Origin of the sequence: Stutzerimonas chloritidismutans, assembly GCF_038562055.1 — a bacterium.
Lineage (GTDB): Bacteria > Pseudomonadota > Gammaproteobacteria > Pseudomonadales > Pseudomonadaceae > Stutzerimonas > Stutzerimonas chloritidismutans_A.
The window spans coordinates 254,406-268,777 of the sequence record NZ_JBCFXD010000003.1 but is presented as its reverse complement, the minus strand read 5'-3'; the positions used below and the strand labels follow the sequence as shown (position 1 = coordinate 268,777).

Genomic DNA, 14,372 nt, shown 5'->3' with positions numbered 1-14,372 from the left:
TCATCATCTGCTACCTGCTGGCCCGGAGTTTGCTTAGGCATCTACACGTTCCCACTCCCAGCGGAAAGATCCATGGCCGTTTCCCCCGATCTGTTGCTCAATATCAAGGCCCCGACTGCCGTCGCCAAGTCGGCGGGCGCATCCCCCAAGCCTGCTCCACAGTCCAGTCGGGATGAGGCTTCCAGCTTCGCTAACGTGTACGCAAAAGAGCGTCAGGGCAAGCCTGCCGAGGCGCCAGGTGCGTCGGCGAAGCCAGTCCGAAACAAGGCCGCCGACGACAAGCCGAGTCAGGAAACCGACAAGGCCAGTGGCGTCGAAAAGCCGGTCGCGAACGAGACCGGCAACGATTTGCCGGCCAGTCTCGAGACGGTCGATGACAGCGTTCCGACCGCCGAAGCCGAGGTTGATCCGTTGCTGCTGTTCGGCATGGGCGGGCAGGGTGAGGTCAGCACGGAAGCGGTGGTCGAAGAGCCGCCGTTGACGGGCAGTGAGTTTTTGGTTGGTCTGGCGCAGCCACAAGCGGTTGCAGAGGATGTTCCGGCAGATGGCGATACGGTGCTGGCTGGCCAGCGGACGCTGGACATTCAATCCGCCGTTCAGAAGGGCCCTGTAGCGACGAGCCTCGCGCCGGCCGAAGAGCCCACGTTGGATGCCCAGGAGGCAGTCTCGACGAGTCTGTTAGGTGAAAAGCTGGTCGACGAAGCTGACGAAAGCTCACCGGAAGAAGGCTTCGCCGAGCTACTCGAGCAACTGGAAGCGCCTAAAGAAAGCCGCACGAGCGCCAGCGAAGCCGCGATCAATCGTCTGAACCCCCTGACCCAGGCGATCACGCAGCAAAACCAGATGCAGCAGATACTCAAGCCGCCAATGGTGCCGGGCCAACCGGTACAGATGCAGCAGTCCGGTTGGAGTGAAGCGGTGGTTGATCGGGTCATGTGGTTGTCGAGCCAGAACCTCAAATCGGCCGAGATCCAGCTTGATCCCGCCGAGCTGGGCCGCATGGAGGTCCGTATTGATATGACCAAGGATCAGACCCAGGTAACCTTCCTCAGTCCGCACGCAGGCGTACGCGATGCGCTGGAAGGGCAGATGCAGCGTTTGCGCGATATGTTCACCCAGCAGGGGATGACGATGGACGTAAACGTTTCTGACCAGTCCCGAGGATGGCGCGGTGACGGCGGCGGCGAGTCGCGAGACCGAGGCGTAGCCGGTGTATCGGCTGCAGGGGAAGATGAGGTCGTGCAGGGCAGCATGGAAATCAGCTCGGCACGTGTCAGCGGCGACCGCGGCTTGGTGGATTACTACGCGTGACCGCCACAGGCTGACCGGAACCGGGCTTCTCGCCCGGTTTTTTTCCGCGTTCATTGCGGTTCCGACTATTCGTCTGCAAAAAGAGGACGCAGCATGGCAATCGTTTACGCTGCCTGTTCGCTAGTCGATACTTTGGCACAGCAGTTGCTCGCATCGTTATGAGGCGAGTGAAAACACTTGTGATGACGGATATTTGGCATGGCAAAGAAACAAGGACCTCCGGACGTCCCGAGTCCTGCGGCTGCGACTGAAGGGAAGGGCAAGCTCAAACTGATCATCATGATCGTTCTCGGATTGTTGCTGGCAGTCGGGGTTTCGGTCGGCGCTACCTTGTACTTCATGTCTCGAGGTGAGGCAGACAAGCCGGCGGACGAGGCTACAAGCGAGGATGCCGCGCCCCAACGTCAAGCGGCGATCTACGAAGTGCTAGCGCCGGCTTTCATTGTCAACTTTACCAATGCCGGAGGGCGTCAACGCTACATGCAAGTCAGTGTTGCGCTGATGTCGCGCGATCAGGCGGCGCTCGACGGATTGAAGGAACACATGCCCTTGTTACGCAATCAATTGGTCATGCTGTTCTCGAGCCAGGACTTTGCCAGCCTCGCGACGCCGGTAGGCCAGGAAATGCTGCGTCAGCAGGCGACCGCCAGCGTTCAGGAGCTGGCGCAGAAGGAAATCGGCAAGCTCGCGGTCGAGCAAGTGCTGTTCACCAACTTCGTATTGCAATAGGGGTCGTTCCAGATGGCTGTTCAAGACCTGCTCTCGCAAGACGAGATCGACGCGCTCCTGCACGGAGTCGACGACGGTCTGGTCGATACCGAAAGCGATTCCGAACCGGGCAGCATCAAGAGTTACGACCTGACCAGCCAGGACCGAATCGTTCGAGGGCGCATGCCCACCCTGGAGATGATCAACGAACGTTTTGCCCGCTACACACGCATCAGCATGTTCAACCTGCTGCGCCGTTCGGCCGATGTTTCGGTCGGCGGGGTGCAGGTGATGAAGTTTGGTGAGTACATACACTCGCTGTATGTACCGACCAGCCTCAACCTGGTGAAGATCAAGCCTCTGCGTGGCACGTCTCTGTTCATCCTCGACGCCAAGCTGGTGTTCAAGCTGGTGGATAACTTTTTTGGTGGTGACGGTCGGCACGCCAAGATCGAGGGGCGGGAATTCACCCCCACCGAGTTGCGGGTGGTGCGAATGGTGCTGGATCAGGCCTTTGTCGACTTGAAGGAAGCCTGGCACGCAGTGCTCGACGTGAACTTCGAGTACGTGCATTCGGAAGTGAATCCGGCGCTGGCCAACATCGTCAGTCCCAGCGAAGTGGTGGTGGTGTCGACGTTTCATATCGAGCTTGAAAGCGGCGGCGGCGATTTCCACGTCACCATGCCGTACTCGATGATCGAGCCGATCCGCGAGATGCTCGATGCAGGTTTCCAGTCCGATGTCAGTGATCAGGACGAACGCTGGGTCAACGCGCTGCGCGAGGACGTGCTCGATGTGAATGTGCCGCTCAGTGCGACGGTGGTGCGGCGTCAGCTCAAGCTGCGCGAGATTCTCAACATGCAGCCGGGCGACGTGATCCCGGTGGAAATGCCCGAAGACATGATTATGCGCGCCAATGGCATGCCGGCTTTCAAGGTCAAGCTGGGTGCGCATAAGGGCAACCTGGCCCTGCAAGTGCTCGAATCCGTATTGCGACCACGTTGATTCAGTCTTTATTCAATTACCCGCCGGTCGAGGATTAGCGATGGCAGACGAACACGAAAACACTTCCGCCGACGAGCAGGCACTGGCGGATGAATGGGCTTCGGCGCTGGCTGAGGCTGGTGACGCCAATCAGGATGACATCGATGCCTTGCTGAATCAGGGGCCGGCGGCAGCGCCAGCGCCGCCTCGTGCGCCGCTGGAGGAGTTTGGTAGCAGCCCCAAGGCGGCCGCGGTGCCCGCTGGCCTGGAAGGTCCTAACCTGGACGTTATTCTGGATATCCCAGTGTCGATCTCGATGGAAGTCGGCAGTACCGAAATCAGTATTCGCAACCTGTTGCAGCTTAATCAGGGTTCGGTGGTCGAGTTGGACCGCCTGGCCGGCGAGCCGCTGGATGTACTGGTCAACGGCACGCTGATTGCCCACGGCGAAGTGGTGGTCGTGAACGAAAAATTCGGTATTCGTCTGACTGACGTGATCAGTCCGAGCGAACGCATCAAGAAGTTGCGCTGACATGCGCGGCCTGGCCTTCCCTTTGTTGTTCCTGGCGCTGCCAGCCATGGCCGCCGAGCCTGCGGTAAGCATGAGCGGCAGCGGCATGGGAACGCAGATGACCAAGTTGCTGCTTGGCCTGCTGCTGGTCATCGGGCTGATCTTCCTGCTTGCCTGGCTGCTGCGCCGCATGCAGCAACTGAACCCGCGTAGCAATCAGGCGATCAAGCTGATTTCCAGTCATGCGCTTGGCCCTCGCGAGCGGCTGGTGCTGGTGCAGGTCGGCAGTGAACAGGTATTGCTTGGCCTGAGTGCCGGGCGGATCACCCCATTGCATGTGCTTGAGGAACCGGTACACCTGCCGGATGCCGAGCCTGCCAACCCGGAGTTTGCCCAGCGCCTGATGGAGCTGCTTGGGCGGGACAATAAGGACAAGCCCTGATGCTTCGATTGTTGTTGGCGGCCCTGCTGATCCTGGCCGCCCCGTTTGCCGTCGGCCAGGATGCGGGAGGGCTGATCAGCCAGGGTGACAACCCCCTGTCGATACCGGCCATTACCCTGAGCACGGACGCTCAAGGGCAGCAGGAATATTCGGTCAGCCTGCAGATTCTGCTGATCATGACAGCGCTGAGCTTTATCCCGGCGTTTGTCATGCTCATGACCAGCTTCACCCGGATCATCATCGTGTTTTCCATCCTGCGTCAGGCGCTGGGCCTGCAGCAGACACCGTCGAACCAGATCCTTGTCGGCCTCACCATCTTTCTGACGCTGTTCATCATGGCGCCGGTGTTCGAGCGGATTAACAACGAGGCGGTACAGCCCTACCTGAATCAGCAGCTGTCGGCGCCGGAGGCGATTTCACGCGCCGAGGTGCCGTTGAAGAACTTCATGCTCGCCCAGACCCGCGAAAGCGATCTGGAGCTGTTCGTGCGACTGTCGCGGCGGACCGATATTCAGACGCCAGATTCGGCGCCACTGACCATCCTGGTTCCCGCCTTCGTGACGTCCGAGCTTAAAACCGCTTTCCAGATCGGCTTCATGATCTTCATTCCGTTCCTGATCATCGACATGGTGGTTGCCAGCGTACTGATGGCGATGGGCATGATGATGCTCTCGCCGCTGATCATCTCGTTGCCATTCAAGATCATGCTGTTCGTGCTGGTCGACGGCTGGGGTTTGATCATCGGTACGCTCGCCAGCAGTTTCGGCACGCTCTAGGGCAATACGGAGACACGCATGACACCCGAAGTCGCGGTTGACCTGTTTCGCGAAGCGCTCTGGATGACCGCCATGATTGTCGGCGTGCTGGTCGTGCCCAGCCTGCTGGTCGGCCTGGTGGTGGCGATGTTCCAGGCGGCTACCCAGATCAACGAACAAACCTTGAGCTTTCTGCCGCGCCTGTTGGTGATGTTGCTGACATTGATCTGGGCGGGACCCTGGCTGGTTCGTGAGCTGATGGAGTACACCCAAGGTCTAGTTCAGAACATTCCGCTGATCATCGGCTAGCCATGATGATCGAACCCTCTCGCAAGCGGTGCGCCAGTGCTTGAGCTTAGCGATGCTCAGATCGGGGCGTGGGTTGCGCAATTCCTGCTGCCGTTGTTTCGCATTGCGGCACTGCTGATGAGCATGCCGATCATCGGCACCCAGCTGGTGCTAATGCGGGTTCGGCTCTACCTGGCGGTTGCGATTGCAGTCGTCCTTGTGCCTGGGCTGCCGGCGGTGCCAGTGGTAGAGGCGTTGAGCGGGCAGGCGTTGGTGCTGATTGCGGAACAGATCCTGATCGGTGTCATGTTGGGCTTCGTGCTACAGCTGTTCTTCCAGGTGTTCATAGTCTCCGGTCAGCTGCTCGCCATGCAGATGGGCCTTGGCTTCGCGTCGATGGTCGACCCGGCCAACGGCGTCTCGGTGCCGGTGATTGGCCAGTTCTTCAACATGCTGGTGATTCTGCTGTTCCTCGCCATGAACGGGCATTTGGTAGTGCTGGAAATCCTCACTGAGAGCTTCACGACCTTGCCCATCGGCGGCTGGTTGGTTGGCACCAACCACTTCTGGGAAGTGGCCGGCAAGCTTGGCTGGGTGCTGGGTGCCGGCCTGCTCCTGGTGCTGCCGGCGATCACCGCGCTGCTTGTAGTTAACCTTGCGTTTGGCCTGATGACCCGCGCCGCGCCGCAGTTGAATATCTTCTCGATCGGTTTCCCGCTGACGCTGGTGCTTGGTCTGATCATCGTCTGGATTGGCATGGCCGACATTCTTGCGCAGTACCAGACCTTCGTCAGTGAAGCGCTGGCGATGCTGCGCGAACTGATCGGCCTACGCTGATGCTCATTTGTTCCCTAACGCTGCCGGAGGCCGGACATGGCTGAGAGCGAAAGCGGCGCTGATAAAAGCGAGGAACCCACGGAGAAACGCATCCGTGAGTCGCGCGAAAAAGGCCAGCTGGCCCGTTCCCGCGAACTGAATACGGTGGCGGTGACGCTGGGTGGTATTGGCGGTTTATTGGCGTCTGGTGGCAGCCTGGCCGGCAGCCTGATGGCTATTATGCAGGGCAGTTTCGAATTGAGCCGCGAAACGCTTTTGGACGAAGGCTCTATGGTGAGGCTGTTGATGGGCAGCGGCATGATCGCGTTGGAAGCCACCATGCCGCTGCTGATCGTGCTGCTGCTTGTCTCTATCATCGGGCCAATCTCGCTGGGCGGCTGGCTGTTCTCAGCCAAGGCGATGGCGCCTAAATTCAGCCGTATGAATCCCGGCCCCGGCCTCAAGCGGATGTTCTCGACCAAGGCGCTGGTCGAGCTGCTGAAAGCACTGGGCAAGTTTCTCGTGGTGCTTCTGGTGGCGCTGGCGGTCCTCAGCGCCTATCAGGACGATCTGCTGTCCATTGCCAAACAGCCGCTGGATTTGGCAATCATGCATAGCGTGGAGGTGGTTGGCTGGTCTGCGCTCTGGATGGCCTGCGGGTTGATCCTGATCGCTGCGGTGGACGTGCCTTTTCAGCTCTGGGACAACAAGCAGAAGCTGATGATGACCAAGCAGGAAGTGCGCGACGAGTACAAGGACAGCGAGGGCAAGCCAGAAGTCAAATCGCGGATTCGCCAGTTGCAGCGCGATGCGGCTCAGCGGCGAATGATGCAGGCGGTGCCGGAAGCGGACGTCGTCATCACCAACCCGACGCACTTTGCCGTGGCGCTCAAATACGACGGCAGCAAGGGTGGGGCACCAATGCTGGTAGCCAAGGGTGGGGATTTCGTCGCCCTGAAGATTCGCGAAATCGCCAACGAACATCAGGTGACGGTGCTCGAATCACCGGCTCTGGCGCGAGCGGTTTACTACTCGACTGAGCTCGACCGGGAGATTCCGGCGGGCCTGTATCTTGCGGTAGCTCAGGTCCTGGCCTACGTCTACCAGTTACGCCAGTACCGCTCCGGCAAGGGCAAACGGCCGGATCCGTTGAGCAGCTTGCCGATTCCGCCGGACTTGCGCCGCGATGAATGATCGAATGGGAATACGCTTGGCGTGAAGCGCGAACCTGGCGCCTCGCGGAGGGAGCAAAAATGGGGATGCGCATCCAGAGGGATATTGATTGGCCTGCTAGGACAGGTTCTTTCTTCCTCTTTGGCAGAAGCCCACCCTGCATCCGTCAAACCGCGCGCAGGGCCCCGTAGGGTGGGCTTCAGCCAACCTTTGCGGGCCTGAAGCTGGCCGGTAAGGCCAGCCTGCCTTATGGCTTAAGCCGCAAGTGGCGTTACTCGATTACCCCACAGGCTACTCGTGCGCCGCCACCGCCGAGCGGTTTGGGCTCGTCCGAATAGTTGTCGCCGCCTTCATGAACCATCAAAGCGTGGCCTTTGAGATCGCCGAGGCTTTTCAGGCGTGGCGCCAGTACCGGTTGGTTGGCCTTGCCCTCAGCGTCAACCACCAGGACCGGCAGATCACCCATGTGGCCTTCACCCCAGGGTTCGCCATGCTTGCCGGCGTTCTTGGGATCCCAGTGACCGCCAGCCGCAACCGCTGCTGCCGGTTTGCCGTCTTTCTCTGCGGGCTGGCAACTGCCATTGGCGTGGACATGAAAGCCGTGCGCGCCGGCATTCAGGCCAGACAGGTCGGGGCGAAATACCAGGCCCTGATCGGTGGTTTCGATCTTCACGGTGCCGACGGCGCTGGCGATGCCCTGGTCGTTGACCTTGTTCATCTCGACCGTAAGGGTTTCGGCCTGTACGCCCATTGCGGCGCAGCCGGCCATTGCAGCGATTAACCACTGTTTCATAGCACGCTCCTGTTCTGACTGAAGTGGGGCAGCGTTACGCCACCCGTCGACTGTCTGACTGCCTCGGCCCAGACGCGTTCGATTGGCCTGCCATAGCCTCGCATGGCTGTATAGAGGCTCGACCAAAACTGGACCTCTTCTTGCTATAGCCCGGACAGGACGCGTTTTGCGTCAATTCTTTGTTCTTGTCTGGCGGGGTCTACGTGGATCGCACGCAACTCATCAATTTCGGCAACGGCCTAGCGGGCGCAGGGCGGGGCAACCTCGGGGTGCCGCTGCTGTTGCTGGTTATGATGGGCATGATGATGTTGTCGGTGCCGCCGTTCCTTCTGGACCTGCTGTTTACCTTCAATATTGCCTTGTCGATTGTCGTGCTGTTGGTCAGCGTCTACGCCCTGCGTCCGCTGGACTTTGCCGTATTCCCGACGATTCTGCTGGTCGCCACGCTGATGCGACTCGCGCTCAACGTGGCATCGACACGGGTAGTGCTGATCAATGGCCATGAAGGCGGCTCAGCGGCTGGTCACGTGATCGAGGCCTTCGGCAACGTGGTGATCGGCGGCAACTACGTCGTCGGTATCGTCGTCTTCGCGATTCTGATGATCATCAACTTCGTCGTGGTTACCAAAGGTGCCGGGCGTATTTCCGAAGTCAGCGCGCGCTTCACCCTTGATGCCATGCCAGGCAAGCAAATGGCCATCGACGCCGACCTCAACGCCGGTCTGATTGATCAAAGCGAAGCGAAGTTGCGCCGGGTCGAGGTCGCCTCCGAGGCAGACTTTTACGGTTCGATGGACGGTGCGAGCAAGTTCGTTCGCGGCGACGCCATCGCCGGCCTGCTGATTCTGTTCATCAACCTCATCGGCGGCGTCGGCATCGGCATGGCGCAGCACGGCATGAGCTTCAGTGAAGCGGGGCAGGTTTATGCCTTGCTGACCATCGGTGACGGCTTGGTGGCGCAGATCCCTTCGCTCTTGCTGTCGACGGCCGCTGCCATCATGGTGACCCGCGTTACCAGTTCCGAGGACATGGGGCAGCAGGTCAACCGGCAGATGTTCGCCTCGCCCAAAGCGCTGGCGGTGTCGGCGGGCATCATGATCGCCATGGGCCTGGTGCCGGGCATGCCCCACATGTCGTTTCTCGGCCTTGGGGCGGTGGCTGCAGGTGGCGCCTACTGGATCTGGCACCGGCAGAAGCAGGTCTCGCAACAGGCCGAGCAGGAGGTGCAGAAGCAGCAGGAAATGCTCCCAGCCCAGCGGGCCGCCGAGACCAAGGAACTGGGCTGGGATGATGTGACAGCAGTGGATATGGTCGGCCTGGAGGTTGGCTATCGGCTGATCCCTCTGGTTGATCGTAATCAGGGTGGACAGCTGCTGGCCCGGATCAAGGGCGTGCGCAAGAAGCTGTCCCAGGATCTCGGCTTTCTGATGCCGTCGGTGCACATTCGCGACAATCTCGACCTGCTGCCCAACGCCTATCGCTTGACGCTGATGGGCGTCAGCCTGGCGGAAGCCGAGGTGTATCCAGATCGTGAGCTGGCAATCAATCCGGGGCAGGTGTTCGGCCCGCTCAACGGCATCGCCGCCAAGGACCCGGCTTTCGGCTTGGAGGCGGTATGGATTGAAGCCAGCCAGCGCGATCAGGCTCAATCGCTCGGCTACACGGTGGTCGATGCCAGTACTGTGGTGGCGACGCACCTCAACCAGATACTGCACAAGCATGCCCATGAATTGCTCGGTCACGAGGAAGTCCAGCAGCTTCTGCAATTGCTGGCGAAGAGCTCGCCCAAGCTCGCCGAGGAGCTGGTGCCCGGGATGATTTCCTTGTCCACGTTGCTCAAGGTGCTGCAGGCGCTGCTGCAGGAGCAGGTGCCGGTGCGTGATATCCGTACCATTGCCGAGGCCATCGCCAACGTCGCCGCCAAGAGTCAAGATCCCGCCGCAATGGTAGCGGCGGTGCGTGTCGCGCTGTCTCGTGCAATCGTGCAAAACGTTGTCGGGCTTGAGCCGCAGCTGCCTGTGATCACCCTTGAGCCCAGGTTGGAACAGATATTGCTCAATAGCCTTCAGAAGGCTGGGCAAGGCTCGGAAGATGGCATTCTCCTCGAGCCGGGAATGGCCGAAAAGTTGCAACGTTCTCTGGTAGAAGCGGCACAGCGTCAAGAAATGTTAGGTAAGCCGGCGATTCTGCTGGTGGCAGGTCCAGTCCGCGCGATGCTGTCGCGGTTTGCCCGGCTCGCCGTACCGAACATTCATGTCCTGGCCTATCAGGAAATACCGGATAACAAGCAGGTCACCATCGTTTCAACGGTGGGTCAGAATTAACTGAGGGCTACAGGCCATGCAGGTCAAACGTTTCTTCGCAGCCGACATGCGTATCGCCATGAAGATGATTCGTGACGAGCTGGGCGCTGACGCCGTGATCACGGGAAACCGTCGGGTCGCTGGCGGCGTCGAGCTGACCGCTGTGCTTGATTATCCGATGGAATCGGCTGTGGCGAAGCAGCCTAATCCGGCTCTCGAAGCCGAGCTGCGCAAGACTCAGGCGCGACTTGCCAGTGCCCACGCTGAAATCAGTTCGCCAGCGCGCGGTTCGGCCGGTCAGGATCGTCAGCTGCTTGACGAGAAGCCCGCAGCTGCGCCCCAGGCAACCCCCGGCGCCGCGAGCCCGTCGTTCGAATCACGTGCGGTCGAGGCGATGCAGTCGGAACTGCAGGGCCTGCGTGAACTGATCGAAGTGCAGCTCGGTTCTATTGCCTGGGGGCAGGAGCAGAGCCGCCGTCCGCAACAGGCTGGCCTCTGGCGCCGCCTGCAGCGCATCGGTTTGCCGGCCGAACTGTCTCGCGCCTTGCTTGAAAAAGTCTCCACCGTATCGGAGCCACGCCAGGCCTGGCGGATGTTGTTGGCGCATCTGGCGCAATCGATCAAGGTGACCAAGGTCGAGCCGCTGGAAGAAGGTGGGGTGATCGCTCTGGTCGGCCCGGCCGGTGCCGGCAAGACCACCACACTGGCCAAGCTCGCTGCACGTTACGTGCTCAAGCACGGCCCGCAGAGTATCGCCCTGGCGAGCATGGACAACTACCGCATCGGCGCTCAGGAACAGCTGAAAACCCTCGGTCGGATTCTCGACGTTCCGGTTGTTCAGCTGGACCCGAATCAACCCCTCAGCAAGACATTGGCGCCGCTGGCTCGTAAGCGCCTGATTCTTGTCGATACCGCCGGCCTGCCAGCGGGTGACTCGATGATGAAGGTGCAGCTCGAAGCCTTGGCGGACCGTGGCATCAAAGCGAAGAATTACCTGGTCCTGCCGGCGACCAGCCAGAGCCAGGTGCTCAAGGCGACCTGGCACAATTACCGCCGTTGCGGGCTGGCTGGCTGCATCCTGACTAAACTGGATGAGGCGGGCAGTCTTGGCGATGTGTTGGGGCTTATCATCAGTCAGCATCTGCCTATCGCTTACCTCGCCGATGGGCCGCGTATTCCGGACGACCTGCATCTGCCTCGCAGTCACCAGTTGGTCAGTCGTGCGGTGAGCTTGCAGTCGGAAGAGAGTCCGAGCGAGGAAACCATGGCAGACATGTTCTCCGATCTTTACAACGGTTCTCGGAAGGTCGGATGAACGCTTTGCTACGTGAGACACACAAAGAAGACGCGTTCGGGCTGAACGCATCGATGGCCCTAGGGCTCCAGCAAGAGATAGGCGTGTGAAAATGGGTATGCATCCCGTACAGGTTATTGCAGTGACTGGCGGCAAAGGTGGCGTCGGCAAGACCAATGTGTCGGTCAATCTGTCCTTGGCGCTGGCCGATCTCGGGCGTCGGGTCGTGTTGCTCGACGCCGACCTTGGTCTGGCCAATGTCGATGTGTTGCTCGGCCTGACGACCAAACGCACCCTGGCTGATGTCATTGCAGGTGAGTGCGATCTGCGTGACGTGCTGATCCAGGGGCCGGGCGGCATCCGCATCGTGCCGGCGGCATCCGGTACGCAGAGCATGGTGCAGCTATCGACACTGCAGCACTCCGGCCTGATCCAAGCGTTCAGCGACATCGGCGATGACATCGATGTGCTGATCATCGACACCGCCGCTGGTATTGGTGACGGTGTGGTGAGCTTTGTGCGCGCCGCACAGGAAGTGCTGCTGGTGGTGACCGACGAGCCCACGTCGATCACCGATGCCTACGCGCTGATCAAGTTGCTCAATCGCGACTACGGCATCAGCCGCTTCCGGGTGCTGGCCAACATGGCCCATGCGCCACAGGAAGGCCGCAATCTGTTCGCCAAGTTGACCAAGGTGACTGAGCGCTTCCTGGATGTGGCGCTGCAGTATGTAGGCGCGATTCCATACGACGAGTCGGTGCGCAAGGCCGTGCAGAAGCAGCGCGCCGTGTATGAAGCCTACCCCCGTGCAAAATGTTCGCTGGCGTTCAAGGCCATCGCGCAGAAAGTTGACACCTGGCCGTTGCCGGCAACGCCACGCGGTCATCTGGAGTTCTTTGTGGAGCGCCTCGTCAGGCCCGCCGCAGAGCCTAACGAACAATAGCGGCTGGATTCGGTATGTATTACAGCAAAGCTCAGGCTAAAGACTCGCAGTACCAACTCATCGACCAATACGCGCCGTTGGTCAAACGCATTGCTTACCACCTCCTGGCGCGTTTGCCGGCGAGCGTGCAGGTCGACGACCTGATGCAGGCAGGGATGATCGGCTTGCTGGAAGCGTCAAAGAAATATGACGCTGGAAAGGGTGCGAGTTTCGAGACTTACGCGGGTATTCGCATACGCGGTGCAATGCTCGACGAGGTGCGCAAGGGAGATTGGGCGCCGCGTTCGGTACACCGGAATTCGCGCATGGTCAGTGAGGCGATTCGGGCAATTGAGGCCAGAACAGGACGCGACGCTAAAGATCAGGAAGTTGCGGCCGAACTTAAATTGAGTCTCGATGAGTACTACGGCATTCTGGGCGACACCTTGGGCAGCCGCCTGTTCAGCTTCGATGATCTGCTTCAGGAAGGCGAGCATGGGGAGTTCGAGGAGGATGCTGCCAGCACCCATCCGGAACCGTCCCGCGATCTCGAAGACGAGCGTTTCCAACAGGCCTTGGCTGAAGCCATCGGCAACCTGCCCGAACGTGAAAAGTTGGTGCTTTCGCTGTATTACGACGAAGAGTTGAACTTGAAGGAAATCGGTCAGGTACTGGGCGTCAGTGAATCGCGGGTGAGTCAGTTGCACAGTCAGTGCGCGGCACGTCTGCGGGCTCGTCTTGGCGAGTGGCGCGCGCGTTAACGACCGGTTTGCAACAAAGCATTAGAGACCGCTTACGAGCTTCATTCATGAGGCCCGCAAACAGACCGTGAGCAGGTCTCGGATTCGGGTTTACGGAGGTGTACTTGGACAAGAACATGAAAATCCTCATCGTCGACGATTTTTCGACCATGAGACGGATCATCAAGAACCTCTTGCGCGATCTGGGCTTTACCAATACCGCCGAAGCGGACGACGGCACGACTGCTTTGCCAATGCTGAAAAGCGGGAGTTTCGATTTTCTCGTCACCGACTGGAACATGCCCGGCATGAGCGGCATCGACCTGCTGCGCGCTGTGCGCGCCGACGAGCGCCTCAAGCATCTGCCGGTGCTGATGGTGACCGCTGAGGCGAAGCGCGATCAGATCATCGAGGCCGCGCAGGCTGGCGTTAACGGATACGTCGTCAAGCCATTCACGGCTCAAGTGCTCAAAGAAAAGATCGAAAAGATCTTCGAGCGCGTCAACGGCTGAAGCAGTAACGCCGCGAGGGCACTATGACGCAAGCAGACCAAGGCCTGGCAGAGTTCGAAGCGACTCTGAGGGCTCATGCACCCCAATTGATTGAAAGTTTGCAGCAAGGCCGCTTCGAAGAAGCGACGCAGATGTTTAACGAGCTCAATCAGGCACGCAACCTGGGGCTGTATCAGGAAGTTGGCAAACTCACGCGTGAGCTGCACAACGCGATCGTCAAGCTCGAAATGGACACCTGTGCCACGGGGGGCGATCCGTCGCCAATTACCGACGCCACAGACCGGTTGTCCTACGTGGTGGAGATGACCGAAAAAGCGGCCAACCGCACCATGGACCTGGTTGAGGAGTCGGCGCCGCTGGTGAACTACGTCAGCTACGAAGCCCAGAGCCTGACTGCCGACTGGCAGCGCTTCATGCGTCGCGATATGAACGCTGAACAGTTCCGCGACCTGGTCAAACGCATCGATCAGTTTCTCCAACGCAGCATGAACGATGGCAGTCAGCTGTCGCAGAACCTTAGCGAAATCATGCTGGCCCAGGATTTCCAGGACCTTACCGGTCAGGTGATCAAAAGGGTGACCCGGCTCATTACCGAACTCGAAAGTAACCTGCTTAATCTGGTGCTGATGGCAGGCCAGGTTGACCGCGTGGCGGGCATCCAGCATGACCGCGAAGCGATGCGCGCCGAGCAGGAACTAAAAAAACAAGAAAAACAGCCTTCCAATGGTGAAGGTCCGCAGATGCATGCCGATATACGTGAAGACGTCGTTTCCGGGCAGGACGATGTCGATGATCTGCTTTCGAGCCTGGGCTTTTAGGG

At 59.8% G+C, this 14,372-nt stretch carries 16 protein-coding genes; 15 read left to right on the top strand and 1 reads right to left on the bottom strand.

Annotated elements, in window-relative coordinates:
* Positions 1-72 precede the first annotated feature (72 nt).
* From AAGW23_RS07940 to flhB, 9 genes are all read left to right on the top strand, one after another.
* The gene (locus AAGW23_RS07940) at positions 73-1,311 is read left to right on the top strand and encodes a flagellar hook-length control protein FliK (RefSeq protein ID WP_342405914.1); all 1,239 of its coding nucleotides are present in this window, start codon (positions 73-75) and stop codon (positions 1,309-1,311) included.
* 198 nt (positions 1,312-1,509) lie between these two features.
* Positions 1,510-2,040, top strand: coding sequence for a flagellar basal body-associated protein FliL (gene fliL / locus AAGW23_RS07935; RefSeq protein WP_342405912.1), 531 nt, complete (start codon positions 1,510-1,512; stop codon positions 2,038-2,040).
* A gap of 12 nt (positions 2,041-2,052) precedes the next feature.
* Positions 2,053-3,024 (top strand): flagellar motor switch protein FliM, encoded by a 972-nt coding sequence (gene fliM, locus AAGW23_RS07930; RefSeq protein ID WP_102836058.1) that lies wholly within the window; start codon positions 2,053-2,055, stop codon positions 3,022-3,024.
* A 40-nt stretch (positions 3,025-3,064) separates the two neighbouring features.
* Complete coding sequence (fliN, locus tag AAGW23_RS07925; protein ID WP_102836059.1) at positions 3,065-3,535, top strand: flagellar motor switch protein FliN; 471 nt, start codon at positions 3,065-3,067, stop codon at positions 3,533-3,535.
* Between the two features lies 1 nt (position 3,536).
* A complete protein-coding gene (fliO, locus tag AAGW23_RS07920; protein ID WP_342405911.1) occupies positions 3,537-3,956 on the top strand; it encodes a flagellar biosynthetic protein FliO in 420 nt (139 codons plus the stop codon).
* A complete protein-coding gene (gene fliP / locus AAGW23_RS07915) occupies positions 3,956-4,732 on the top strand; it encodes a flagellar type III secretion system pore protein FliP (RefSeq protein ID WP_342405910.1) in 777 nt (258 codons plus the stop codon). Before fliO ends, fliP begins: the two co-directional genes overlap by 1 nt.
* An 18-nt stretch (positions 4,733-4,750) precedes the next feature.
* Positions 4,751-5,020, top strand: coding sequence for a flagellar biosynthesis protein FliQ (gene fliQ, locus AAGW23_RS07910; RefSeq protein WP_045425749.1), 270 nt, complete (start codon positions 4,751-4,753; stop codon positions 5,018-5,020).
* A gap of 36 nt (positions 5,021-5,056) precedes the next feature.
* Positions 5,057-5,836 carry a flagellar biosynthetic protein FliR gene (fliR, locus tag AAGW23_RS07905; RefSeq protein ID WP_342405909.1) on the top strand — a complete coding sequence of 260 codons (780 nt, stop codon included), beginning with the start codon at positions 5,057-5,059 and terminating at the stop codon, positions 5,834-5,836.
* 36 nt (positions 5,837-5,872) lie between these two features.
* Positions 5,873-7,009, top strand: coding sequence for a flagellar biosynthesis protein FlhB (flhB, locus tag AAGW23_RS07900; RefSeq protein ID WP_342405908.1), 1,137 nt, complete (start codon positions 5,873-5,875; stop codon positions 7,007-7,009).
* Between the two features lie 250 nt (positions 7,010-7,259).
* Here the strand turns inward: flhB and sodC are convergent, their stop codons facing one another.
* Positions 7,260-7,781 (bottom strand): superoxide dismutase family protein, encoded by a 522-nt coding sequence (gene sodC, locus AAGW23_RS07895; RefSeq protein WP_102836065.1) that lies wholly within the window; start codon positions 7,779-7,781, stop codon positions 7,260-7,262.
* Between the two features lie 203 nt (positions 7,782-7,984).
* Between sodC and flhA the strand changes: the two genes are divergently transcribed.
* From flhA to AAGW23_RS07865, 6 genes are all read left to right on the top strand, one after another.
* Positions 7,985-10,105 (top strand): flagellar biosynthesis protein FlhA, encoded by a 2,121-nt coding sequence (gene flhA, locus AAGW23_RS07890; RefSeq protein WP_342405907.1) that lies wholly within the window; start codon positions 7,985-7,987, stop codon positions 10,103-10,105.
* Positions 10,106-10,121: 16 nt separating this feature from the next.
* Positions 10,122-11,399 (top strand): flagellar biosynthesis protein FlhF, encoded by a 1,278-nt coding sequence (gene flhF, locus AAGW23_RS07885; protein WP_342405906.1) that lies wholly within the window; start codon positions 10,122-10,124, stop codon positions 11,397-11,399.
* Between the two features lie 91 nt (positions 11,400-11,490).
* The gene (gene fleN / locus AAGW23_RS07880) at positions 11,491-12,321 is read left to right on the top strand and encodes a flagellar synthesis regulator FleN (protein ID WP_102836068.1); all 831 of its coding nucleotides are present in this window, start codon (positions 11,491-11,493) and stop codon (positions 12,319-12,321) included.
* 14 nt (positions 12,322-12,335) lie between these two features.
* Entirely contained in the window at positions 12,336-13,061 is a 726-nt protein-coding gene (gene fliA / locus AAGW23_RS07875; RefSeq protein WP_102836069.1) for an RNA polymerase sigma factor FliA, read from the top strand.
* 116 nt (positions 13,062-13,177) lie between these two features.
* Positions 13,178-13,552, top strand: coding sequence for a chemotaxis response regulator CheY (locus AAGW23_RS07870; RefSeq protein WP_172830728.1), 375 nt, complete (start codon positions 13,178-13,180; stop codon positions 13,550-13,552).
* 23 nt (positions 13,553-13,575) lie between these two features.
* Positions 13,576-14,370, top strand: coding sequence for a protein phosphatase CheZ (locus tag AAGW23_RS07865; RefSeq protein WP_102836070.1), 795 nt, complete (start codon positions 13,576-13,578; stop codon positions 14,368-14,370).
* Positions 14,371-14,372 lie beyond the last annotated feature (2 nt).

Excerpts from the sequence above, each read along its gene's own strand:
- AAGW23_RS07940 (WP_342405914.1), top strand. The coding sequence starts at position 73 with ATGGCCGTTTCCCCCGATCTGTTGCTCAATATCAAGGCCCCGACTGCC.
- flhB (WP_342405908.1), top strand. The coding sequence starts at position 5,873 with ATGGCTGAGAGCGAAAGCGGCGCTGATAAAAGCGAGGAACCCACGGAG.
- AAGW23_RS07870 (WP_172830728.1), top strand. The coding sequence starts at position 13,178 with ATGAAAATCCTCATCGTCGACGATTTTTCGACCATGAGACGGATCATC.
- fleN (WP_102836068.1), top strand. The coding sequence starts at position 11,491 with ATGGGTATGCATCCCGTACAGGTTATTGCAGTGACTGGCGGCAAAGGT.
- fliQ (WP_045425749.1), top strand. The coding sequence starts at position 4,751 with ATGACACCCGAAGTCGCGGTTGACCTGTTTCGCGAAGCGCTCTGGATG.
- fliO (WP_342405911.1), top strand. The coding sequence starts at position 3,537 with ATGCGCGGCCTGGCCTTCCCTTTGTTGTTCCTGGCGCTGCCAGCCATG.
- fliM (WP_102836058.1), top strand. The coding sequence starts at position 2,053 with ATGGCTGTTCAAGACCTGCTCTCGCAAGACGAGATCGACGCGCTCCTG.
- AAGW23_RS07865 (WP_102836070.1), top strand. The coding sequence starts at position 13,576 with ATGACGCAAGCAGACCAAGGCCTGGCAGAGTTCGAAGCGACTCTGAGG.
- sodC (WP_102836065.1), bottom strand. The coding sequence starts at position 7,781 with ATGAAACAGTGGTTAATCGCTGCAATGGCCGGCTGCGCCGCAATGGGC.
- fliA (WP_102836069.1), top strand. The coding sequence starts at position 12,336 with ATGTATTACAGCAAAGCTCAGGCTAAAGACTCGCAGTACCAACTCATC.
- fliL (WP_342405912.1), top strand. The coding sequence starts at position 1,510 with ATGGCAAAGAAACAAGGACCTCCGGACGTCCCGAGTCCTGCGGCTGCG.
- fliN (WP_102836059.1), top strand. The coding sequence starts at position 3,065 with ATGGCAGACGAACACGAAAACACTTCCGCCGACGAGCAGGCACTGGCG.
- fliP (WP_342405910.1), top strand. The coding sequence starts at position 3,956 with ATGCTTCGATTGTTGTTGGCGGCCCTGCTGATCCTGGCCGCCCCGTTT.
- flhF (WP_342405906.1), top strand. The coding sequence starts at position 10,122 with ATGCAGGTCAAACGTTTCTTCGCAGCCGACATGCGTATCGCCATGAAG.